Raw genomic sequence first — 23,114 nt, forward strand, 5'->3', positions numbered from 1 at the left:
TCGTCGTGCCCCACGTATCCCGGAGGCGAGCCGATGAGCTTGGAAACCTCGTACTCGCTGGCGAACTCGGACATGTCGAAGCTGATCAACGCATCCTTGCTGCCGAACAGATACTCGGCGAGTGTCTTGGCGAGCTCGGTCTTGCCGGTGCCGGTGGGACCCAGGAAGATGAACGAGCCGCCCGGACGACGCGGGTCCTTGAGGGGGGAGCGGCTGCGGCGAATCGCCTTGGCCACGGCGGCCACGGCATCGTCCTGGCCGATGATGCGCGTCTTGAGCGCCTCCTCGCACGCCAGCAGCCTGCGGCTTTCGTCCTCGGTAAGCGAGGAGACGGGCACGCCCGAAGCCGCCGAGACGATATCGGCGATCTGCGGCACGTCGATGACGAGCGGACGGGCATCGAGCTCGGCGGTCCAGGCGTCGCGGGCCTGCGCCAGCGCGGTCTCGGCCTGTGCCTCGTCCTGCTTGAGCTCGGCGGCACGGTTCATGTCGTCGCTGGCCGTAGCCTCTGCCACGGCATCCTGCAGCTCGGACAGCCGCGCCTCGGCATCGCGCACCGCCTGCGGCGCGCGATTGGCCGCGATACGGGCGCGAGCGCCCGCCTCGTCCATGAGGTCGATGGCCTTATCGGGCAGGAAGCGATCCTGGATATAGCGGCTCGAAAGACGCGCGGCGGCTTCGATTGCGGCCGGCGTGTACGTCACGTGATGATGCTCTGCATAGCGCGGGCACAGCGCCTCGAGGATCTTCACGGTGTCCTCGACGCTGGGCTCCTCGACGTCGATCGCCTGAAAGCGGCGCTCGAACGCAGGGTCCTTCTGCAAGTGCTTGCGGAACTCCTCGGCCGTGGTGGCACCGATGATCTGGAACGCACCGCGCGCCAGCACCGGCTTGAGCATCGAGCTCGCGTCGATCGAGCCCTCGGCGGAACCGGCGCCGATGAGCGTGTGCATCTCGTCGATGAACAGGATGATGTCATCGGCCTCGGTGGCCTCGCGTATCACGTTCTTCAGGCGCTCCTCGAACTCGCCGCGGTACTTCGCCCCCGCGACCAGGCCGGGAAGATCAAGCGTCCACACATGCTGCCCCATCAGGTTCTCGGGCACGTTGCCGGCGGCGATCTCCTGCGCGAGCCCCTCCACGATGGCGGTCTTGCCAACGCCGGGGTCGCCGAGGATGAGCGGGTTATTCTTAGTGCGGCGAGACAGGATCTCCATCATGCGGGAGATCTCCTTCTCGCGGCCGATGACCGGATCGAGCTTGCCGGCCCGCGCCTCTTCGGTCAGGTCGGTGCCGAACTGCTTGAGGGTGCTCTCGGACTGGCCCTGCCCCTGGCCGGCCTCGCCCGAGAAGAACGGCAGGCCGCTTCCAGGCCTGCCCGAAGCCGAGCCGGCGAGCGGACGGTTCTTGCCCGGATCCTTCGCCGTGAGCTTCTCGACGGCACCGCGGACGCTCGCCGCGGAGACGCCCAGGCGCTGCAGGACCTCCATAGCCTTGCAATCGGTTTGAGCGACGATGGCGAGCAGCAGGTGCTCGGTCGAAACGTAGGTCTGGTTGTTCTCGCGCGCCAGGCGGAAGCTCTTCTCCATCACCGCGATGACGGCCGGGGTGAACGCCAGGCGCGCGGCCTCGGCGTTCTCACCCTCCGATGCGGGCTGCCCCTCGGGCTTTGCGGCCGGATTCGCCGCCTCGGCGGGAACGGTGGTGGCCATCTCCTTCATGGTGGCGAGGATATCGTCGTACGCGATCTCGAGGTCGCGCAAGGCCTCCGCGGCAATGCCCTCCTCCTCTTTGGCGAGGGCGAGCAGCAGGTGCTCGGTGCCGACCTTCGATGACGAAAGGGCGAGCGCCTCCTCCTTGGCAAGCGACATGACGCGGCGCGCGCGATCGGTGAATCTATCAAGCATGCAGGTACCTCTAACGTGCGAGCTCTAGTGGCTAGTGTTCTTCTTTACCCCGTTAAGGTTTTTATGATACCCGATGGCGGCAAAACGTTGGAACTCAATGAACGCATCCGATACGCAGGCACCCCGCGGCCCGAAAGCCACGGGGTGCCCGACAGGCGACACGGCGGCACCGTGGCGACCCTGTTCGATATCGAATGGGAATTAGGAAGCCAGACGCTTCAGCACGGCCACGAGCAGCTGGCAGAAGCGCTCGGAGGAAGCCAGCTCCATGGACTCATCCGGCGTATGGACGTCCTTGAGCGTGGGACCCACGGCGATAGCATCCAGGCCGTCGAGGGCCTCGGCGAACAGGCCGCACTCGAGACCGGCATGGATGGACTCGATGCGCAGCTCGCTATCGAACAGCTCGCGATACGTATCCACAAAGACGTCGCGCACGGGAGAGTGCTCGGCATAGCTCCAGCCGGGGTACTCGAACTCGAACTTGGCATCGAAGCCCAGCACGTCGGCGAGCGTCTGCAGGCGGTCCTTGAACTCCTCCTGCAGCGAGGTGATGGAGGAACGGGGCGACAGCAGGATCTTGACCTCGTCGGCGGACGTGGCGACCACGCCGATGTTGGAGGATACGTCCACGGCGCCGTCGGCCGCGAGGTTGCGGCGCATCACGCCGTTGGGGGCCAGGCGGATGGCGCGAACGAAGGCCAGGGCGGTGTCCTGGTCGATGGCCTCGACCTCGGCGTCGTCCGCAACGGCGACGTCGCAGGTGAAGCCGGGGTCATAGGTCTCGAGCTCGACGGCCACCTTCGCAGCGATGTCGCGGGCCAGCTCGGCGCCGGCCTCGGCGGCGGCGTGGTCGGCGTAGACCAGCTCGGCCTTGCACTCGCGGTTGATGGCGTTGTCCTTGGTGCCGCCGTTGAAGCTCACGAGGGCGGGTTCGCCGGCGAGCATGAGGCGCTCGACGATACGGGCCATGATGAGGTTGCCGTTGCCGCGCTCGAGGTGGATGTCGGCGCCGGAGTGGCCGCCCAACAGGCCCGAGATCTCGAGCGTGAGCAGGCTGCCCGCCTTGTGCTCGCGCGTGGCGGGGCGCGTGTAGGTGACGACGACGCCGCCGGCGCAGCTCACGGTGGCCACGCCCTCCTCCTCGGAGTCGAGGTTGATCATGATGCGCGCGTCGATCTGCGACTTATCGAGGGTCTCGGCGCCCACCAGGCCGGACTCCTCGTCCGTGGTGAAGACGCACTCGAGAGCGGGGTGGGCCAGTGTGTCGTCGTCGAGCACGGTGAGCATGAGGGCCACGGCGATGCCGTTGTCGGCGCCCAGGGTGGTACCGTTGGCAGTGAGGACGCCGTCCTTCACGACCAGGTCGATGCCGTCCTTGGTGAAGTCGTGCTCGACCGTTCCCAGCTTGTCGCAGACCATGTCGATATGGCCCTGCAGCATCACGGCAGGGGCGGCCTCGGCACCAGCCGAAGCCGCCTTCTTGATGATCACGTTGTACACGTCATCCTGGTAGAACCACAGGCCGTGCTCCTTGGCAAACGCCACCAGATAGTCGCTGATGCCCTTCTCGTTGCCCGACTCGCGCGGGATCGCGCTGATCTCCTCGAAATAGTGGAACAGCTTGGCGGGCTCGTACCCGGTGATCTTGTACTCCATGGTGCCTCCTTGGCGCTTCCGGACGAATACTTGCATACCCTTCTATTTTCCCAGAGTTTGCGCAAACTAACCCGTACGAATATGCAAGCTGCATTCAGAAGGCAGGGAGCGGCTACCACATATGCCGAGGCCCCGTAGCGCTATACGATCTAGACGTCTACACGCCCTGCTTCTTCAGCAGGTCCGCCGCGGTGTCGCGACAATCCTTGGCGTTGATCGTCTGCGCGTCGTCGGCCTTCGACGCCTTGGTGAGCGCATCGATGCGCACCTGTTCGATCGCCTGCTTCCGTCCGGCCGCCCCGGGCTTCGACGCGATCGATGTCAGCAGGTCGTGCAAGGGCAACGGATGGTACGCGAGCTCGGCTGCGATGTGCTTCGCCAGCGCCAGCCATTCATCCGCCGGTGCGTTCATGCGCTCGAGCAGGTCGGCCTTCGCCCTGATGGCATCGTAGTTGGACGGCTGTGCCGCCAGGGCGGCGTCGACGGCCGCGCGCTTCGCCGCATCCTCCTGGTAGCTTTCGGCCACAAGGCGCGCGAGATAGCTGCGCTGGTACGCCTCCGTTTCGTTCAGGGCGCTTTGCGCGTAGAGCGTATAGGGCGCGGCGAACTCGGAGCCGGCATCCCTCCCCCATCCGCACAGCCAGTGCGCCACGCTGGGGCTCTTGCTCTTCGACCACCCCGTGACGGCGTTTTGGATGCGATAGGTAGCCACCTTCTTGCCGGTCGCCTTGTCTTGGCGCAGCTCGTAGGTCGCCGTCGCCGCGTGGCCGGGCTGTCCCATCACGTACGAGGGAACGCCCACCATACCGTTGAGGTTCGCAAAGGTCTTCGCCAGGGCGCCGCACACGCCGCCCTTCTCGAACACCATCCACAGGCGATGGTACGCGGTCTTGGTCGTCGTCGCCCCCGGTGCTGTCGAAACATCCCCGCATCCGATGTGGAAGGGGTCCCCCGGCTTGGCGTTGGGGAAGTTGGCGTCGTCATATACCAGGCGATACTTCTGCTTCCAGCCGCCCTCCCACCTCTTCGGCTCCTTACCGGGTCCGTCCGAGGGCTTGATCTCGGTCACCGGACCGCTGAAGAGCGCATCGTCGTAGAAGCGCGGATCGCTATATCCGCCGTCTTTCGTGAACCCGTTATCCACGCCGCCGTACCAGATATAGGAATACGCATCCAGGCGCTTGCCCTCCTTGTCGGCATCCGGATGGCGACTCAGCGTGTAGTTCGCCAGCCACGGCAGCTCGGCATCGGTGATCTGGTTTTCGAAGACGTAGCGCATGTTCTCCACGGGCAGCGCGTCGAACAGCTCCTTCTAGAACCGGTACCTCGGGTCGGACCGGAAGGTCTTGATGGTCTCGTAGCGCACCAACGGCTTCGACACGAATCCGGGATCTCCCGTCCAAAGGCGCGCCCGATCGGAGACGTCCATCGACGCCGAGACCATCATGCGCAGGTAGACATCGCCGTCGGCGGCCTTCAGGTCGTCGCCGTGCACCTCGCGGATTCGACGCAGCGTATCAAGGGATTTTAGATAGTCGTCGGCCGTAGGACCCGTCTTGGGGTTGGCCCATACGGCGCCGCCCGTGATGTAGTGGCGCAAGGCAGCATGGTCGTTGAGCAGCCATGAGACGAACTCGTTATGCGAGCGCGACGTAGCCGCATACTCCCAGAGCTTCGTTCCGCCGGCCCGCGCCACTAGTTCGCGTTGCAAGACGAGCAGCTCGGTTGCAGCCGGAAGCGTGCCGTCGGCCGCTGCGGCCGCCAGGTCTTTCGCGCTACCCGCCTGGCGGATCTGCTCATCATAGGGAGCAAGGGCGGCCATCAGGTCGTCGGGACGCGCCCCGGTTTGCTGTGCGGCGGCGGATTCGGCCGCCTGCGCGTACGCCAGAGCGGGCTGAAGCGCTACCGGCGCTGCGAGCGATGCGGCCAGCACGGCCGCAACCGCGAGCGCCGAACCGCGCGAGCAACGCGCGACGCACGGGAAGCTCGAGACGGACGATGTGTGAAAGGGGTCGAAACCCGCACCATGATGATTGGTTGTCATGGGTGTTCCTTCGAACGTATATCGACAGTCAGACACAACGCGCATTATGTGCGCACGAGTATACGTATCCCTAGTGTTGTTGTAGGTTGACTTTCCACACATCGTCCCTGTTCGTAAGGTACTGCGCCTTTTACACGGTGAAGGGTAGCTGGAACGCCGCGAACGGCAGGGAGCTCCGCGCGCCGATCGACCCGTCTCGCTCCGCGGGATTCATGCGTATGCCCCGGGACCGCTCCAGAGTCGTTAGGCGGTCCCGGGGCATACGTGTAAAGAACCAGGGACTATCAAAGCGCATGAAAAACCGGGCACCCGGAACCACATGTTCCCAGGTGCCCCGGATGCGGGCGAAAGAGAGGGTTGCCGCCAGGTACCCGACGGTTGAACCCGAATGCAGGATATCCCCCGCCCAGGGCGTTGCGGGCAGCAACGAATGCCGCGGGCGAACGGCCCGCGCCGAACGCGCGGCGCGCAGCCGGCGGTCGGCGGATGCGGGTACCCGAAGAGGCCTAGTACAGCTTGGCGCCGGCCGGGATGGAATCGTCCACGATCAGCACGTTCAGGCGCTCGGGCGTCTCGTCGCCCTCGGCCTCGGCATGCACGGCGGAGATGATCATGCCGCAGCTCGGGATGCCCATCATCTTGCGCGGAGGCAGGTTGGTGATGGCGATGAGGGTCTTGCCGATAAGATCCTCGGGCTCGTAATAATCGTGGATGCCGGAGAGGATCACGCGATCGGTGCCCGAACCGTCATCCAGCGTGAAGCTCAGCAGCTTCTTGGACTTGGGAACGGCGACGCAATCCTTGACCTTCACGGCGCGGAAGTCGCTCTTGGCGAAGGTCTCGAAATCGACGAAGTCCTCGAACAACGGCTCGATGACAACCTTGGAGTAATCGTTCGTGGGCTTCGCGGGCACGAGGAACGGGCTCGCGGACACACCGGCCTCGGCCATCTGGGCGGCCTTGGCGGCAGCGGCGCCGGACTTGGAGCCCTTCTCGGGCTTCATGTGCGGGAACAGCAGGACGTCGCGGATGGACGTGGAGTTGGTAAGCAGCATGACGACGCGGTCGATGCCGATGCCGATGCCGCCCGCGGGAGGCATACCGTACTCGAGCGCGCGCACGTAATCCTCGTCATACTCCATGGCCTCGTCGTCGCCGCCGGCCTTCTCCTCCATCTGGGCGGCGAAGCGCTCGGCCTGGTCGACGGGGTCGTTCAACTCGGAGAACGCGTTCGCGTACTCGTGCGCCGCGATGAACAGCTCGAAGCGGTGCGTGAGGCGCGGATCGTCCTCGTGGCGCTTCGCGAGCGGAGAGACCTCGACGGGATAGTCGACGACGAAGGTCGGGTTGATGAGGATCGCCTCGCCCAGCTCGTCGAAGAGCTCGGCGACCAGCTTGCCGGCGGTCCACTCGTCCTTGTACTCGATGTCGTGCTCGGCGCACGCGGCGCGGAGCTCCTCGATCGGCGTGTCGAGCGTGATCTCGCGGCCCAGGACCTCGGAGACGACGTCGGTCATGGGGCGGCTCGGCCAAGGCGAGAACAGGTCGATGGCCTGGCCCTGGTAGTCGATGACGCCCTCCAGACCGATGGCGCGCGCGGCAGCCTTGATGACGCCCTCGGCGAGCTCCTTCATGCCGTCGAGGTCGGAGTAGGCGCGATAGGCTTCCATGGTGGTGAACTCGGGGTTATGGGTGAGGTCCATGCCCTCGTTGCGGAAGATGCGGCCGATCTCGAACACCTTCTCGTAGCCGCCCACCAGCAGGCGCTTAAGGTGCAGCTCGGTGGCGATACGCAGGTAGTTCTCCTGGTTGAGCGCGTTGAAGTGCGTGATGAAGGGCTTGGCCGTCGCGCCGCCCTGGATGGACTGCAGGATGGGCGTCTCGACCTCCATGTAGCCGTCGTCCTCCATGAAGCGGCGGAAGGTCGAGATGATCAGGGAGCGCTTGCGGAAGGTCTCGCGGACATCCTCGTTCACGATGAGGTCGACATAGCGCTGGCGGTAACGGGTCTCCTTGTCGGACAGACCGTGGAACTTCTCGGGCAGCGGGCGCACGGCCTTGGAAAGCAGGCGCGCGGTGCGGGGCGCCACGGAGAGCTCGCCGCGCTTGGTGCGCACGACGACGCCGGTCGCCTGGACGATGTCACCGAGGTCGAGCGACTTCAGAACCTCCCAGGAGGCCTCCTCCACGTCGTTGACGCGGCAGAACAGCTGGATATCGGCGGAGGGATCGCGCAGGACGAGGAACATGATCTTACCCTGGCCGCGCTTGGCCACGATACGGCCGCCCACGGTCACGGTCTCGGAGCCCTCTTCCTCGTTGGCGAGGCCGGCGTAGCGCTCAAGCAGGTCGGCAGCGTGGTCGGTCACGTCCGAATGCTCGGGATACGGATTCTTGCCGGCAGCGTACAGCGAGGCGCGGTCGGCAAGACGACGGGCGCGCTCGTCGTTCAGGATGTTGGCGGCCTCGGTCTCGGCCGCCGCGGTCGTGGTGTTCTCGGCCATGGTTTCCCCTCTTCATACACGCGGCGCGCGACCGGTTTCCATGCGCGCCGCAAGGCGTAAACGAAAACCGCCCCCCAAGACCGTTGCCGGCCTTGAGGAGCGGATAAGCGCTAGGATTCTAGAGCGAACCCTAGCGCGAGATCTTGGTGATGGTGTAGACGCGACGCTTGCCCGACGGGGTGATCATCTCGACGGTCTCGCCCTCGGCGTGGCCGATGATGGCGCGGCCCACGGGGGACTCGTTGGAGATCTTGTGCTCGAGGGAGTTGGTCTCAGTGGTGCCGACGAGGGTGACCTCGGTTGCGACGCCGTCGCCGTCGACCAGCGAGACGGTGCAGCCGATGGAAACGGTCAGGCCGTACTCGCCGCTCTCGGCGTCCTTCGCGTTGGCGAGGATGGCCTGGATCTCGGCGATGCGGGCGGCGTTCTTAGCCTGCTCCTCCTTGGCGGCATCGTACTCGGCGTTCTCGGAAAGGTCGCCGAACGCGCGGGCCTCCTTGATATGCTCGACGATCTCGCGGCTCTTTTCGCCCTCGCGCCACTCGAGCTCCTCCATGAGCTTCTTGCGGCCCTCTGCGGTCAGTACGATCTGGCTAGCGTCCATTTAGGAAACTCCTTGCTCCGTCTATGCTCCCTGTTTTCAAACAGCAAAAGCGACCGGCACCCCTCGCGGGAAAGCCGGTCGCTGCTCTCCCTTGTTGAGAGAGGCTACTCAGCGTGCTGAGCTGCGTCCTCTTTCTTGGCCTTGGCCTCGGCGAGCTTGGCCTCGAGCTCGCGAATCTCGGCGTCGTCGGCATCCTCGTCGACCACGGTCTCGGACTCGACCTGCTCGGTCTTGTCGTCGCCCTCCATACCCTCGCGAATATTCTTCACGGTGGAGCCGAAGGCCTTGCCGAGCTTCGGAAGGTTCTTGGGTCCGAAGATAAGCAGGACCACAACCAGGATGACTACGAGCTCCATAGGACCAAGTCGCATGTTACTTCCTCCAACTAGTAAAGTCGATGCGATCCGCATCGACGTATCACCGCGAATGCGCGATCCGGCCCTTGTAGGCCGTGCCTTGTACAGCTCGGTTGAGTATACCGCGCACCCTGCAATCATGACAACACCGCCATAGCAAGCACGCGAGGACACCACGAACGTTAACGCTCGGTAAAGACTTTAAGGTACCTGCTCAACAGGAACAGCAAAGACGGCCGCTATTCCACAGGCCTCCGGCCCTGATCGGCATCCGCTCGATGTGCAGATTGTGGAGACGAGCCCCTGGTCCGCACGCCGCATGAAAAAAGCCAGGGTGAAAACCCTGGCTTCTTCAATGCAATGGTCGGGTTGACTGGATTTGAACCAGCGACCCCTGCGTCCCGAACGCAGTGCTCTACCAAACTGAGCCACAACCCGTTAGCTCGATTATAGTAACAGACAAATTTGGAAAAAGCTAGCCGACTGCAATAAATGGTCCAGATTTTTCCATCTTTGCCGCCTGGGCCCACCAGTGATGGTCATTGAGCGCCGCGAGCGCGATGCGCTCGGCCGCCATCTGCGTGTTGCATACGGCGAAAACGCACGACCCCGAACCGGCCACCTCGGCGACGCGCACGTCGGGCTGCTGGCGAATCCATGCAAGGACATCGGAGATCTCGGGCGAAAGCGCGCACGCGGCGGGGGCGAGGTTGTTCGTCACCTGTGCGAAGATGCCCGTTTCACGATGATCGCGCATCGCTTCGAGCATCGGCTCGAGGGGAGCGGGCTCGAGGGGAGCCTCATCGAACACGCGGTAGGCGTCAGCCGCGCTCACGCCGCCCGTATTGGGCTTGACCAGCGCCACGGCCGTACCCGTCAGCGGCCGGTACAGCTCCTCCATGACGTCGCCGCGGCCCGACAGGTACGCCGGCGGCCCATAGAGGAAGAACGCCACATCGGCCCCGATGGAACGCGCCACCGCGTCGATGCGGGGATCGGTGGGGTCGATTCCCCAGTAATGGCAGATACCCATGATGGTGGCCGCGGCGTCGGTCGAGGGACCGCCCAGGCCGGCGCGCACCGGGATGTGCTTATCGATGAGGATCGTGAATGCGGGGTCGCGGTCGAAGGCCTCGCCCATCGCCACCGCCGCCTTATACGCGCTGTTCTCCTCCATGGGGAAGTCTGCCTCGGGCACCATGCGAACGACGAGCTCGTCCGACGGAGCGATGGCGAGCGTATCCGACAAATCGATGGTGCTCATGACGGTATCCACGCGGTGGTAGCCATCCTCCCCCTTGCCGGGATGTACGCCCAGATACAGGTTGACCTTCGCGGGGGCCGTCACCAAAATGAACTGAGCCGGCATTAATGCTCCTCGAGCTGATTGCCGAGCGGCACGAAGATATGCTCGCCCGACTCGGGGTCGAACAGCTCGACCGTGCCCGTCAGCACATCGACGTACTGATAGGACTGGCGCGACTTGCGACCACGGCGCTCGTCGACCTCGACGATGAACACCGCGGGATGAACGGTCTTGATCGTGCCCATGCGCTCGACGACGCGGGTGCGCCCCATGTTCGCGCGAACGCGCACGCGCTCGCCTACCATGGTCTTCAGCTTATCCTGGATATCGTCCACGTGGTTAACTTCAAGCTCTTCCATCTACCGGCCTCCATAAGGGCAAAATACGCCCAAAATAGCTATAAACGCACATAGTATAGCAGCCGTGCCTATAAAATGCACATCGACGCAGGATGGCGCGGCTCTACACCGCGGATCCCGCGCCGATGACCAGGCGTATATTTGATTTGGAAAGCGGCGCGCAGGCAGCGCGCCCTACAGCTCGTCGGTATCCAAAACGATGGTGAAGGGCCCATCGTTCACCAGGTCAACCTGCATATCCGCGCCGAAACGACCGGTCGCCACATGCGGCACGTCCTCCCGCACGAGGGAGACGAAATACTCGTACAGCGCATTGGCCATATCGGGAGCTCCCGCAGCCGTGAACGAGGGCCTGCGACCGCGCCTGCAATCGGCATACAGCGTGAACTGCGAGACCACCAAAACCTCTCCGTCAACGTCGGCAAGTGCAAGATTGGTCTTCCCGTTCGCATCGTCGTTGATGCGCAGGCCGCGCAGCTTGCCCCATAGCTTATCCGCTTCCAGCTCGGTATCGGCCTGGCCTACGCCCAGCAACACCAGGTAGCCGCGGCCGATCTTGCCCGCCACCCCGCCGTCGATGGTCACGCTCGCGCTGTTCACGCGCTGGACGACCGCCCTCATGCGCCGCGCTCCACGAGCTGTGCCGCCAGGTCCTGCAGCGCATAGAAGCGATGGCTGATAGCGTTCTTCTCATCGGGGGTCAGCTCGGCCATCGTCTTGCCGGGCGTATCTGCAGGCAGGAACAGCGGATCGTAGCCAAAGCCATGGTCGCCGCGCCCCTCGTGCCCGATCGTCCCCTCGCAGGCGCCCGTTCCAGACAGAACCGTACCCGAGGGCTCCACCAGGGCGACCACGCTCATGAAGCGCGCGGTGCGGTCGGCGTCCGCCACCCCGTCCATCTTTACCAGCAATTTCTCGTTATTGGCGGCATCGTTGCCGTGCTCGCCCGCATAGCGGGCGGAATACACGCCGGGCTCACCGTCCAGCGCATCCACCACCAAACCGGAATCATCGGCGATCGCGGTGAAACCCGTCCGGGCAACCGCGGCCTCGGCTTTGATAAGCGCGTTCTCCAAAAACGTCGTCCCCGTTTCCTCGGGATCATCGAACGAGCCCAGCTGGCCCAGCGCCACGAAACGCGTGTCGGGCAGCACCTTCGACAGGATCGCCTCGATCTCGGTGAGCTTGTGCAGGTTGCCCGTCGCGACCACGATGGTGTTCGCGGGATCGAGCGTCGTGCTATCGATATGCTCCAACGCCATGGGAGCCCCTTTCATTCATGCGGCGCCATACGCCGCGCGTCCCGATATACCAGCTGCCGGCTAGTCGCGAAAACCCGTCACCTCGTTTTGCAGCGCCACCAGCTTCGCGATGCCCGCGTCGCCCAGGTCGAGCAGGCGATTCAGGCGCTGGCGATCGAACGGCGTCCGCTCGCCCGTACCCTGCAGCTCCACGATCTCGCCGGAATCGGTCGCCACCAGGTTCATATCGATCTCGGCGTTCGAATCCTCCGAATAATCGAGGTCGAGCAGCTCGCAGCCATCGACCACGCCCATCGACACCGCAGCCACCTGGCCGGTAATGGGCAGCCGCGCGATCTTGCCCGCCTCGACCCACGCCATGAGCGCATCGTGCATCGCCACCCAGGCACCGGTGATCGACGCGGTGCGCGTGCCGCCATCGGCCTGGATCACGTCGCAGTCCACCGTCACCGTGTACTCGCCCAGCGCCCGCAGGTTCACCACGGTGCGCAGGCTGCGGCCGATCAGGCGCTCGATTTCCATCGAGCGGCCCTTGCGCTTGCCCACCTCGCGATTCGTGCGGCGATTGGTCGACGCGGGGAGCATCGCGTACTCGGCGGTTACCCAGCCGCAGCGGCTCGCGCGGCGCCATGCGGGCAGGCCGTCCTCGATGGTTGCGGCGCACAGCACCTTCGTATCGCCGAACTCCACCACGCACGAGCCGAGCGCGTGCTTCAGGACATCGCGCTCGAGGCGCACGGTGCGCATCTGGTCGGCGGCACGGCCGCTTGCGCGGACGATCTCCATATGATCCATTCACGTATTCCTTTTCACGTAGAAGCGATGCGGGCGACCCGCGCCCGCATCGAAGCCCTATAGTTGTCAGCGCGCCCGGACGGTCAGGCTGTCCAGCTCGTCGAGCGAGATATGCTCGATGCTCTTGAGCGGCTGGCCGAAGATGAAGCTGCCCGCCGCCGCGAACTCCGCCAGGTTGTCCGAGGTCGTGGCGAAGCGGTGCTCGGGCACGGCGCCCTCCATGGCAAGCTGACCGCGCCGGCGAAGGATTTCGGTGAGCTCGAGCGTGGTCTCCTCCGCCGACGACACCACGCGTACCCGATCCCCCAGAGCGGCGCGAATCGGCCCCGCCAGCAACGGGAAATGCGTGCAGCCCAGCACGACGGTGTCGATCTCCTCGCGAGAAAGCGGCTCGACGACGCCCGCGACCCCGGCTCGAATCTCCGGCGTATCGAAGACGTCGGCGTGTTCGAGCCAGGTCTCGTGCACGTGCGCGCCCGTAGCAAGCTCGCGTTCCACGATCTCGACGAAACTCGACGCGGGGCAACCAAATACCTGAACGCCGGCATCAAGCGCGTGGATAGCCTTGGTATACGCACCCGACCCCACCGTGAGCTCGGTTGCAAGCACGCCTACGCGGCGCGACCGCGTGCTGTGGATGGCGGCGCGGGCACCCGGCGCGATCACCCCGATCACGGGCACATCCAGCATGGTCTGCACCGTCGAGAGCGCGGAGGCCGTCGCGGTGTTGCATGCGATCACCATGATCTTGACCGCGTGGGCTTCCAGCCAGCGTCCCGCCTGCGCCGTGAAGGAGCGCACCTCGTCCATCGTCCTGATGCCGTACGGGCAACGCTTCGTGTCGCCAACGTAATAGATCGATTCGTTTGGCAGCGCGCGGGCGATCGCCCGCGCAACCGTAAGTCCGCCCAAACCGGAATCGAACACGCCGATCGGCATGGCGTTGAGCGTGATATCCGGCACTTCCATGCTGTCCATCGAGTTCACCTTATGCGCGCGCAGCCAGCAGGGTGCGCATGGAGCTGATCCAGCCGTCCAGGATACGGCCGCGCGTCACGTACGCATGCTCGTGCGTCTCGAGGAACTCGGCGGCTCGCGGATCCTTCAAACCGTTCTCCACCAGGAAGAACAGCGACGTCGCGTCCGCCATCAGGAAGTCCGACGACGCATCGCCGATCGAGAGGGTCTCTGCCGGGTCGATACCGCGCAGCTCGCAGAAGCGCGCCACGGCGCGGCCCTTGTCGAGGCCCGCGGGCATCAGGTTGAAGGCGCGGCCGCGCACGCCCTCGGGAAGCTCGAGCGTCGTAGGAGCCGAGATGTAGTTGAGGTAGCCGTTGTCGCCCCAGCACAGCTGCGCGCCGGCGGCGTCGATGATGGCGCGCACCTCCTCGTCGGGAACCTCGCCGCGCATACCCACCGTGACCTCGCGGTGCTTGTAACCCGTCGACATGTCGTTATGGAACTCCAACATGCCGGGCCAGCGGCCCATGAACTCGTCGAGGACGCCCGTCTGCTCGATGACCTCGTGGGGCGTCAAGCCCGACTCCGGGTCGTAGGGCATATCGGCGGTGAAGTACTCCCACTCGTTCTTCTTGTGGTCGAGCATGAGCAGGCCGCCCATCTCGCCGATGTAGGAGTTCAGGCCCAGGAGGCGAACATCCTCGTGCAGCATGGACCTGTTGCGGCCCGAGCACGGAATCACCTCGACGCCGGCGCGCTTGAGCTCTACCAGGGTGGAAACGAAGTCGAGGCTATGGTTGCCCTCGTTGTCGAGCAAGACGCACGAGCCCGGCCCCAGCATGGTGCCATCAAGATCCGTGAACACGTAGCGCACACGGCTCAAACGCTCGGCCAGCTCCCCTTCGACGCGCTCGGGCAAAACGGTGTTCGGCATAATCGTCCCTCCAACCTCGTGCGCGCAGAGCGCGCCAACGTCAATGCTGTGGACTATCATACCCGCCCGCATGCGGCTCGGCGCGTACACATCGTTTTCACCCAGCCGAAACGCATAAAGCACGGGGCCAAACGCATCGCCCGGCCCCTTCGCTTACCTATTTGACCTCTTGCTCGAACACGCGCGCGAGCAACGAGGCGTCGCCCTCGTATGCATCGCGGCCATGGGCGCGAATCATATGGCGCTCATGGCCCTTGCCCGCCATCACGATCACCGCGGGGCCGGTACAGCCACGCACCGCCAGGCGCGCCGCGCGCTCGCGATCGGGCTCGATGACGATATCGGTCGCACCCGCTTCGCGCGCATAGCGCTCGATCGTGCGGCAGATCTCCACCACGTCCTCGGTGCCCGCATCGTCCTCGGTCGCGATGATGCGGTCGGCCAGCTCGCCCGCGGCGCGGCCCATGCCCTCGCGGCGGTCGCGCCCCTTGTCTCCGGTGGAACCAAAGACCACGCAGAGCTCGCGATCCGGATAGCTGCGACGCACGTTTTCGAGCAAGACGCGCAGGCTCACCTCGTTGTGGGCATAGTCCACGATGCCGGCGATATCGGGATCGGGCGAGTCGATGCGCTCCATGCGGCCGGGCACGCGGACGGCTGCCAGGCCCCGCTCGATGGCGCGAGCATCGACCCCCAGCGCCTCGGCGCACGCGATGGCACCGAGCGCGTTGGCGAGGTTGAACTCGGCGATGGTGGGCACGAGCACCTCGTAGGTACCGCGCGGCGCCACGACCGTCATCTTCGTGTCGTGCCCCTCCTGTCGCCAGGTGGAGGCGTAGATGTCGGCCGACTCGTCGCGCATGGAGCACGTGAGCACGCGCGGGCAGCACGACGCCGCTCGCAGGACCTCATCGGCAAAGTCCATATCGAGGTTGACCACCGCGGCATCGCACTGGGCGAACAAGGTGAGCTTGCTGGCAAAGTAGTCCTCGAAGGTAGGATGCTCGATGGGCGAGATGTGGTCCTCGCTGATGTTGGTGAACGCACCCACCGCGAAGCGCACGCCGGCCACGCGTCCGTACTTGAGCGCCTGGCTCGACGATTCCATCACCACGTCGGTAGCGCCCAGCGAGGCCGCGCTGGCCAGATAGAGATTGAGCTCGAGGGGCTCGGGAGACGTGAGCTGGGATGGGATGCGCTCGACGCCGTTGTCGATCAGGATGGTCGATATGATGGCCGCGGGGCCGTGCGCATCCAGGCGCGCCTGCTCGTCGAGAATCCCCTTGAGGTAGAACGCGCTGGTGGTCTTGCCCTTGGTACCGGTAAACGTGCTGATGCGCACGTTCTGGGACGGATTGCCGTACGCGCGCGACGCCAACGGCGCCAACGCGCGTCGGATATCGGATACGTGCAAGCAAGGCAAATCGATATCCTGGTAATGCTGCGTGGACACATATGCCACGGCGCCCGCCTCGGCGGCCTGGGCCAGATACTCGGGCTTGAACGCGGCCCCCTTGCAGATGAACAGGGTGCCCGGGACCACCGCGCGCGAATCATAGCTCACAAACGATATGGGCAGATCGGACAGCTCATCGAGATTGGCCGCACCAGCGATGCCGTCGAGCACGCCCGCGGCGTCGAGCGCGTCGATATACTCACCCAGCACACCGGGAACCTGCAGGGCCTCGGGGTCCAGCGAGGCATGGACAGACGTAGTCATAGCTCCTCCAAACGAAGCCGCACGAACATAAATCCGGTCGCTTGCACGACCGCGTCCCCTTTTCAGCTTATCGTTTCATCATAGATTGAACTTCTTCCAAATGCATCCTTGCCATACATGCACCTTTGCCACTATACTCAAACCCCACGGGCGATTGGCGCAACGGTTAGCGCAGGTGCTTTACACGCACAAGGCTGGGGGTTCGAATCCCTCATCGCCCACCAATGGTCTACGACGGCCCCGGCAACGGGGCCGTTTTCTTTTTCGGGCGCGGTGCGCGGGATTCGAACCCATGGGGGCGCGGAGCCGAGTGAACGCGCGAGCGTTCGCCGGCACAGCGCGAGGGCCGCGAGGGCCGAAGCGGGGCGCGCGCGGCGCGAGCCGCACGCGGAATCCCACCTCCCGAGGGCTGCCCCATCCCCTCACCCCCGAAGTGAGTGGTTTTCCGAGGGCCTCGGCGAACAGGCCGCACTCGAGCCCATCCCCTCACCCCCGAAGTGAGTGGATTTTTCCCAACCACGTTCAGAGACCTCCTGATTTGCCTGGAATCGACAATATTTCCCCAGTTGAGCACTTTACTGTATTGGAGTGTATATTGAGTGCCAGCAATATTCCACCCACTTCGGGGGTGACAGCCACGAAGCCCCCTCCTCTAGAGCGGGACTTCGATGATAAAAGGGCAGCCACCCGCGCCCTGAAGCGCAAAACGGCCCGGCAACCGCTGGGGCTGCCGGGCCGTGCGGCGCACGAAGTGATCGCGCGCATGCAATTCGAATCTTAGAACGTCACCGGGGTATCGGTATAGACGCACTCGAGCAGCTGCTCCATCTCCTCCTGCGTCGGGATACGCGGGTTGGAGCCGGTGCAGGCGTCCAGGATGGCGTTGGCGGCGACGTCGGCCTTCTTGGACTCGAACTCGTCGTAGTCGATGATGGACTCGTCGGCCTTCACGCCGTACTGACCGTAGTTCTTGATGCCCTGCGGGATGTCGAGGGCGTCGTTGAGGTCGCGGATCTTCTGGACCAGGGCCTCGACGAGCTCGTCCTCGGTCTCGCCGGTGAGGTGCAGGACGTCCTTGGCGATGAAGGCGTAACGGCTCTTGGCGCGGGCGTCGCGAGCGTTGAACTGGATGACCTTGCCGAGGTACATGGCGTTGGCGCAGCCGTGGATGATGTGGTCGCCGGTGAAGGCGGCGCCGGTCTTGTGCGCCATGGAGTGAACGATGCCGAGCAGGCCGCTCGAGAAGGCGATGCCGGCGATGCACTGGGCGTCGTGCATGTGGGCGCGGGCCTCATGGTCGCCCTGGTAGGACTTGGGCAGCCACTCGACGATCTCGCGGATGGCGTGCAGCGCGTTGCCGTCGGTGTACATGGAGCCGGCGGTGGAGACGTAGGCCTCGATGGCGTGGGTCAGCGCGTCCATACCGGTGTGGGCGCAGAGCTTGGCAGGCATGGTGTAGGTGAGCTCGGGGTCGACGATGGCGACGTCAGGGGTGATGTTGAAGTCGGCCAGCGGGTACTTGATGCCCTTCTCGTAGTCGGTGATGACGGAGAACGCGGTGACCTCGGTTGCGGTGCCGGAGGTCGAGGCGATCGCGCAGAAGTGGGCCTTGGTGCGGAGCTCCGGGAAGGAGAAGGGCACGACGGCCTGCTCGAAGGTCTCCTCGGGATACTCGTAGAACAGCCACATGGCCTTGGCGGCGTCGATGGGCGAGCCGCCGCCGATGCCGATGATCCAGTCGGGCTGGAAGGCCTCCATGGCCTTGGCGCCCTTCATGACCGTCTCGACGGACGGGTCGGACTCGACGCCCTCGAAGATCTCGACCTCGAAACCGGCCTCCTTAAGATCGGCCTCGACATCCTGCAGGAAGCCACCGCGACGCATGGAGCCGCCGCCGGTGACGATCATGGCACGGGAACCCTTGAGGTTCTTGACCTCGTGACGGGCGCCCTCGCCGAAATACAGATCGCGCGGATTAGTAAAACGTCCCATAGAATGCCTCCATTCTGCAGACCCCTCTCTCCAGGGCCCGCTATGCAACGGAGCACCCAAACGGCTCCGTTTGGACCATATGAGACCATGCACCCCTCTGTGCACAGGCTTGTGTTTAGTGTAGTCCTTTGGAACAATGATGGCGCTATAAATTCGGCAAAACCGTTCCGGACCACCCCGAACATGCCTCTTATTCCCCCACCACTCGCCACCGAGGTCGTCGACATGGCTCTTCATATAAAAACAGGTGACCGCATCCTCATCGCCCTGATCGCGCTGGGCGTCGCGGCGGGCGCGCTCTGGTTCGCGTTGGGCCGTGCGGACGACGGCGCGGACGCCGCGGGCGCGCTGGTGGTATGCCAGTCGAAAGACGGCTTCTACCGCTGCGACCCGCTTGATTCCTCGGTCTCCTACACCGTCGGGACGCCGGGAACGGGCCGTGGCGCCGACGCCGACGCGGGCGAAAACCGCATATCCATCCATGACGGCGCGGTGCGGGTCGAATCCGCAAACTGCGGCAACCAGGTATGCGTCCAGCACGACCCCGTCGACGCCCCCGGCGAGCAGATCGTCTGCCTCCCCCACGGCGTTGTCGTAGAGGTCGTGGCAAACGAGCAGGACGCGGCGCGGCTCTCGTAGACGCACGGGGCGCCCGCCCCGAAGCCCGAAGCCCGACGATCGCACCCGGCCCTCGGCGGCCACGCGATCCGGCCGGGCGGCCCCGCCCGCCGCACGGCTTGCGGCGCGCGAAGCCCGTCCTCCCCGTCATCTGCACGCGAAATGCCGGGCTTCGGTGCCACGCAGTTGTGACACGGATGTGCCCGCGAACATGGCGGCACCCCGCATATGCCGCCGAGCGGGTACACTAGTACCTTACGAAACAACCCTAGGGAAAGGAGGCGCCGTGGCGTTCGACCCCATACAAGAGGACTGCCTGCGCCTCATCTTGGAAGACATGCGCCGCAAGAACGTGTTTCCCCTGGAGGACGCCGCGTTCATCGAGCAGGGCATGGGCGCGTACCAGACGGACCCGTCGCAGCTCATCCACACCGACCGCGACCGTTCCTTCCACCTCACGGCGCGCGCAGCCGAGGTCATCGACTATCAGATCCCGTTCCTCACATCCGAGGAGGACGTCGTACGCCAGGAGGACCTCGCAGAAGGGTTCCTGCGCGAAGCCGTCGAGCTCGACCCGAAGAACTGGGATGCGGTGCGCATGCTCGCCGCGCTGGAATCGCCCAGCAACGACGCGTACGTGAGCTTCCTGCTCGACCATCGCAAGGAGGCGCTCGACGACCTGTCGGCCCTGGCCGGCTCGGCCGACGATCCATACACCCGCGAATTCGCCAGCGACCTGGGCACGCGCCCCTACCTGCGCTGGCTGTCCGCGCTGGCGGCCCAGGCACTCATCTCCGGCCAGTACCGCATGGCGTTCACCGTGGCCGAGCAATGCCTCGCGATCGCCCCGCATGACCCCGGCGACATCCGCCACACCGGCCTGCTCGCCCTCGCCAAGCTCGAGGCCACGCATGAGGAGCTCGCCGCCTACCGCAGCCGCCACACCCTCGCCTATGCCTCGACGCCCCTCCAGCCGCACCGCGCCGGACGCCCCGCCAAGCGCGCCGCCGACCCCTGGACGCTGCTCGCCGAGATGAGCGCCGCGTATCGCGCCTACGACTTCGACGGCGCCACCGAGACGCTCGCCGCCATCGTGCACGGCTTCCCCCATGCCGTGCAAGCGCTCTACTTCCAACCCGAATTCCCCGAAGGCGTGTTCGCCCGCGTCCACGTGGCCCCGGGGAGCGAGGACGAGCTGGTGCTCGCGCTCAGCGAGGCCACGCCCCTGCTGCAGGAAGGCATCGGATCTCCCGACAACGCCTGCTTCTCGAGCTGGATCGCCAACCACGACCTCGTCCGCGACGCGCTGGGATCCCACGCCGAGCCCTCACCCAGCGGACGCGGCGGCTCGCCCGAGGAGAGGAACTGATGGATCCCGCCATCTACGTATGCCGATACCTCGAGGCGTCGTACGCTGCCGCGCACCCCGATCTTACCGACGCCGCGCGCGAGCTCGTGCGCTCCGAGATCGAACGCAACCCCGAGGCCTATGCGCACGAACCGCATGCGCAAGCGCTCGTCTCGTACGCGCGCGTGCACGCCCGTATGATCGCCGAGCTCGCGCGCATGGAGGAACTTCCCGACGGCGAGTTCGAGCGGCAGCGCTCGCGGTTGTTCGACGAAACGCGCCTCGCGCTCTTCAAGATCATCGAAACCGACCGGTCGTGCATCGACGCGCGCCTACTCGACCTGCTGCTGGCCGATGTTCCACTCGATGACTGCCTGCGCGACCTGCTGGCGCTCGAGCGCGAGGCACGCGAGCAGATCTGCTGCGCGCACGATGATTTCGACCCCGAGGCACCGGGCCTGTGGCGCGGCGCGAACGAGGACGAGGCCGCGGCGAGGACGCTTGAAGACCCTCAGGTCATCGGATGGCTCCACTGCGTCGAGGCGCTCTCACAGGGCAGCCTTACCAGCGCGCGCTACCGTGCGGCGGGGACATACGCCCAACAGGTCCTTCGTGCCCGCGGCTACGCGAACCACGCCGAGGGCACGCTGTTCTTGGCGCTCGCGCGCCTCGAAGACGAAGACGCGTTCTTCGCCTGTTCCCGCGCGATCGGCGAGGCAGCGGAAGAATCGCCCTGGTACCTACTCGGACGCACGCTGCTGTTCTACAAGCTCGGCCGCCGCAAGAACGCCCGTCGGGCGCTGCGCGACTTCGCGGGCCGTTGCGAGGGCGGGGCGTTCTTCCTGCTCAACCCCACGTACCTCACACCCTACCTCCCGGTACGGCCCGAGGTCTCCGAGGCCTGGCGGCGCTCGCATCAGGCGGTCTGGGAAGCCGACGGCATCATCGCCGACACGCCCGATTTCGCCAATTGGGCCGCCACCGTCGAGGGCGTCGAGGCCGCCTCGGAAGACTTCGCCCGCCGCCGCGGCTTCTAGCAGCGGCTCCTCTCGAGCCGGTTGCGCACATCCTTGCAACCGGCTCGTCAAACGCCCCTGCAACCTGCAATATCTGCAAGACTCACGTCGCCTTTGGCGGCTCCACGCGCAAGAAGGGATCGCGCCTTGTCTGATTTCTCGCTCAAGCACACCGTCACCGTTCACTACACCGGCAGCTTCGACGATGGCGAGGTGTTCGACACCACGCAGGGCCGCACGCCGCTCACCTACGTCGAGGGCAACCACGAGGTCGTGCCCGGATTCGAGGCAGCCGTCCTCTCGATGGAGCCCGGCGAGAAGAAGCGCGTGCACCTGGAGCCCTGCGAGGCCTACGGCGAGCGCCGCATGGAGCTGCTCTACACCATGCCCACCGTCGAGATTCCCAACTACGACGACCTCGTTGTAGGCGAGATGATCTACCTCATGAACGACGAGGGCTACCAGCAGCTCGCGCGCGTGGTCAAAGTCGAGGACGACGGTATGACGATCTTCGACTTCAACCATCCCATGGCCGGCTGCGGACTCAACTTCGAGCTCGAACTGCTGTCGCGCGAGGACTACACGGAACCCATGGACGGAGGCGCCCATGCGTAAGGTGGAACGGGGCGTCGCCTGCGCCGGCTGCCCGCATCGAGCAGCATATATCGCCTGTAAGGAAGCCCTGGGGCGCGGTGCAGGGCGCGTGATCTGCGGAGACGCGGGCTGCACGGCGGTGGGGCCGATGCATCCCGCCGCCACCACCTGCCCGGGCGGCGAGGACGCGCTCCTCGAGCGCTATCGCGCGGCCGTCCCCGCCGGCGGCACCGCAGAGGAGCCCGCGGTCGAAGCCTGCGTGCACTTCGTCCGCGATACGCAGCTCGCCGAGGCCGCAGACGACGGCCCGCTGGGGAGCCTGGCCGCTGAAGGCACGGCAACCGTTCTAGCCGTCATGGCCTCGAGCAGGTCATTCCTTACTCGCGAGTCACTGGAACGGCTTGCAGGGCGCGCTACGGCACTGGGCGCGACGAGCGTAGCCGTAGTCGACCCGCTGGACACCGTTGCCGCTGCGAACACGATGAGCGAGGCGCTGGACGCGCCGGGCGTGCGCGCCGTGATCTTCGCCTCGCCGTGCGCGCAACTGGTCGGTCGCGATGCGCCCGCACCGGTAGACATCGACCGCTACGCCTGCGTGGGCTGCCACCGGTGCAAGCAGATCACGGGATGTCCCGCGCTCGTCTTCGCTCCCCCCGCCTACCGCGTGGACGCCGATGCCTGCTCGGGCTGCGACCTGTGCTGCGCGTACTGCCGCACGCACGTGATCTACTCCCCGCGCACGCGCTACACGGCCCAGCAGCGCTCGGCGGAGCGCTACGATGCCGCACGCGGCTAGCGCGTTCGAATTGGACGCGAGCCGACTGTTCCATGGCCGTTTTGTACGGCTCCGGCGCAACGGTAGCGAATACCCAGCTTTTTTCAAAAAGAAAGCCGCAGGTGCAGCACCTGCGGCTTTCTTGATTATTGCGAAGCCCCGCGAAAGGTCGTACAAAACCCTCGTTTTGCAGGCATCAGGCTCGGTGAGCGCGTACGATTGCGCGTCGACGCTACAAGGCGCGCTTACGGCCGGGCAGCGCGCGCCCGTGCAACCGTACAGCCGATGCGAGCGCCCACCACAAGCTTTACGAGGTCGGGCACTACGAACGGAACGACGGCGAGCATCAGCGCCGAGGCGG

General features: G+C 65.3%; 21 protein-coding genes and 2 tRNA genes. 6 read left to right on the forward strand and 17 right to left on the reverse strand.

The window, feature by feature from the left end:
* The 16 genes from I2E26_RS01425 to I2E26_RS01500 form a co-directional block, all read right to left on the reverse strand.
* A partial coding sequence (locus tag I2E26_RS01425) for a Clp protease N-terminal domain-containing protein (RefSeq protein WP_195419330.1) occupies positions 1–1,907 on the reverse strand: 1,907 nt, incomplete at its 3' end.
* 201 nt (positions 1,908–2,108) lie between these two features.
* Positions 2,109–3,566, reverse strand: coding sequence for an aminoacyl-histidine dipeptidase (locus tag I2E26_RS01430; RefSeq protein ID WP_195419331.1), 1,458 nt, complete (start codon positions 3,564–3,566; stop codon positions 2,109–2,111).
* Between the two features lie 157 nt (positions 3,567–3,723).
* The gene (locus tag I2E26_RS01435) at positions 3,724–4,845 is read right to left on the reverse strand and encodes a hypothetical protein (protein WP_195419332.1); all 1,122 of its coding nucleotides are present in this window, start codon (positions 4,843–4,845) and stop codon (positions 3,724–3,726) included.
* Between the two features lie 33 nt (positions 4,846–4,878).
* Positions 4,879–5,610, reverse strand: coding sequence for a hypothetical protein (locus I2E26_RS01440; RefSeq protein WP_195419333.1), 732 nt, complete (start codon positions 5,608–5,610; stop codon positions 4,879–4,881).
* Positions 5,611–6,116: 506 nt separating this feature from the next.
* A complete protein-coding gene (gene lysS / locus I2E26_RS01445) occupies positions 6,117–8,114 on the reverse strand; it encodes a lysine--tRNA ligase (RefSeq protein ID WP_195419334.1) in 1,998 nt (665 codons plus the stop codon).
* A gap of 130 nt (positions 8,115–8,244) precedes the next feature.
* Positions 8,245–8,718 carry a transcription elongation factor GreA gene (gene greA / locus I2E26_RS01450; protein ID WP_147588507.1) on the reverse strand — a complete coding sequence of 158 codons (474 nt, stop codon included), beginning with the start codon at positions 8,716–8,718 and terminating at the stop codon, positions 8,245–8,247.
* Positions 8,719–8,822: 104 nt separating this feature from the next.
* On the reverse strand, positions 8,823–9,089 hold the full coding sequence (gene tatA, locus I2E26_RS01455) for a twin-arginine translocase TatA/TatE family subunit (protein WP_147588506.1): 267 nt from the start codon (positions 9,087–9,089) through the stop codon (positions 8,823–8,825).
* 346 nt (positions 9,090–9,435) lie between these two features.
* Positions 9,436–9,512, reverse strand: a tRNA-Pro gene (locus I2E26_RS01460).
* A 37-nt stretch (positions 9,513–9,549) separates the two neighbouring features.
* Positions 9,550–10,443, reverse strand: a complete 894-nt coding sequence (gene ispE, locus I2E26_RS01465) for a 4-(cytidine 5'-diphospho)-2-C-methyl-D-erythritol kinase (protein ID WP_195419335.1) — start codon at positions 10,441–10,443, stop codon at positions 9,550–9,552.
* Positions 10,443–10,739 carry a Veg family protein gene (locus tag I2E26_RS01470; RefSeq protein ID WP_147588504.1) on the reverse strand — a complete coding sequence of 99 codons (297 nt, stop codon included), beginning with the start codon at positions 10,737–10,739 and terminating at the stop codon, positions 10,443–10,445. The genes ispE and I2E26_RS01470 overlap by 1 nt, the downstream gene beginning before the upstream one ends.
* A 174-nt stretch (positions 10,740–10,913) precedes the next feature.
* Positions 10,914–11,360: a D-aminoacyl-tRNA deacylase gene (dtd, locus tag I2E26_RS01475; RefSeq protein ID WP_195419336.1), complete on the reverse strand. Its 447-nt coding sequence runs from the start codon at positions 11,358–11,360 to the stop codon at positions 10,914–10,916.
* A complete protein-coding gene (rdgB, locus tag I2E26_RS01480; RefSeq protein ID WP_195419337.1) occupies positions 11,357–12,001 on the reverse strand; it encodes an RdgB/HAM1 family non-canonical purine NTP pyrophosphatase in 645 nt (214 codons plus the stop codon). The genes dtd and rdgB overlap by 4 nt, the downstream gene beginning before the upstream one ends.
* Positions 12,002–12,061: 60 nt before the next feature.
* Positions 12,062–12,796, reverse strand: coding sequence for a ribonuclease PH (gene rph / locus I2E26_RS01485; RefSeq protein ID WP_195419338.1), 735 nt, complete (start codon positions 12,794–12,796; stop codon positions 12,062–12,064).
* 66 nt (positions 12,797–12,862) lie between these two features.
* A complete protein-coding gene (gene murI, locus I2E26_RS01490; RefSeq protein ID WP_195419339.1) occupies positions 12,863–13,774 on the reverse strand; it encodes a glutamate racemase in 912 nt (303 codons plus the stop codon).
* Positions 13,775–13,784: 10 nt separating this feature from the next.
* Positions 13,785–14,690, reverse strand: coding sequence for an HAD family hydrolase (locus tag I2E26_RS01495; protein WP_195419340.1), 906 nt, complete (start codon positions 14,688–14,690; stop codon positions 13,785–13,787).
* Positions 14,691–14,847: 157 nt separating this feature from the next.
* Complete coding sequence (locus tag I2E26_RS01500; protein ID WP_195419341.1) at positions 14,848–16,410, reverse strand: Mur ligase family protein; 1,563 nt, start codon at positions 16,408–16,410, stop codon at positions 14,848–14,850.
* A gap of 148 nt (positions 16,411–16,558) precedes the next feature.
* On the opposite strand from I2E26_RS01500, the gene I2E26_RS01505 reads away from it, so the two are divergent.
* Positions 16,559–16,634, forward strand: a tRNA-Val gene (locus I2E26_RS01505).
* A gap of 553 nt (positions 16,635–17,187) precedes the next feature.
* Here the strand turns inward: I2E26_RS01505 and I2E26_RS01510 are convergent.
* Positions 17,188–18,402 (reverse strand): iron-containing alcohol dehydrogenase, encoded by a 1,215-nt coding sequence (locus I2E26_RS01510; RefSeq protein WP_195419342.1) that lies wholly within the window; start codon positions 18,400–18,402, stop codon positions 17,188–17,190.
* Positions 18,403–18,627: 225 nt separating this feature from the next.
* Between I2E26_RS01510 and I2E26_RS01515 the strand changes: the two genes are divergently transcribed.
* The 5 genes from I2E26_RS01515 to I2E26_RS01535 all read left to right on the forward strand — a co-directional run bounded on the left by I2E26_RS01515 (position 18,628) and on the right by I2E26_RS01535 (position 22,774).
* Positions 18,628–19,041 (forward strand): NusG domain II-containing protein, encoded by a 414-nt coding sequence (locus I2E26_RS01515; protein ID WP_195419343.1) that lies wholly within the window; start codon positions 18,628–18,630, stop codon positions 19,039–19,041.
* A 265-nt stretch (positions 19,042–19,306) separates the two neighbouring features.
* A complete protein-coding gene (locus I2E26_RS01520) occupies positions 19,307–20,389 on the forward strand; it encodes a hypothetical protein (protein WP_195419344.1) in 1,083 nt (360 codons plus the stop codon).
* Positions 20,389–21,405, forward strand: coding sequence for a hypothetical protein (locus I2E26_RS01525; RefSeq protein WP_195419345.1), 1,017 nt, complete (start codon positions 20,389–20,391; stop codon positions 21,403–21,405). Before I2E26_RS01520 ends, I2E26_RS01525 begins: the two co-directional genes overlap by 1 nt.
* Before the next feature lie 126 nt (positions 21,406–21,531).
* Entirely contained in the window at positions 21,532–21,999 is a 468-nt protein-coding gene (locus tag I2E26_RS01530; RefSeq protein ID WP_195419346.1) for a peptidylprolyl isomerase, read from the forward strand.
* Positions 21,992–22,774 (forward strand): hypothetical protein, encoded by a 783-nt coding sequence (locus I2E26_RS01535; RefSeq protein WP_195419347.1) that lies wholly within the window; start codon positions 21,992–21,994, stop codon positions 22,772–22,774. The genes I2E26_RS01530 and I2E26_RS01535 overlap by 8 nt, the downstream gene beginning before the upstream one ends.
* The last annotated feature ends 340 nt before the right edge of the window (positions 22,775–23,114 follow it).

The organism is Collinsella sp. D33t1_170424_A12 (assembly GCF_015554865.1).
GTDB lineage: Bacteria > Actinomycetota > Coriobacteriia > Coriobacteriales > Coriobacteriaceae > Collinsella.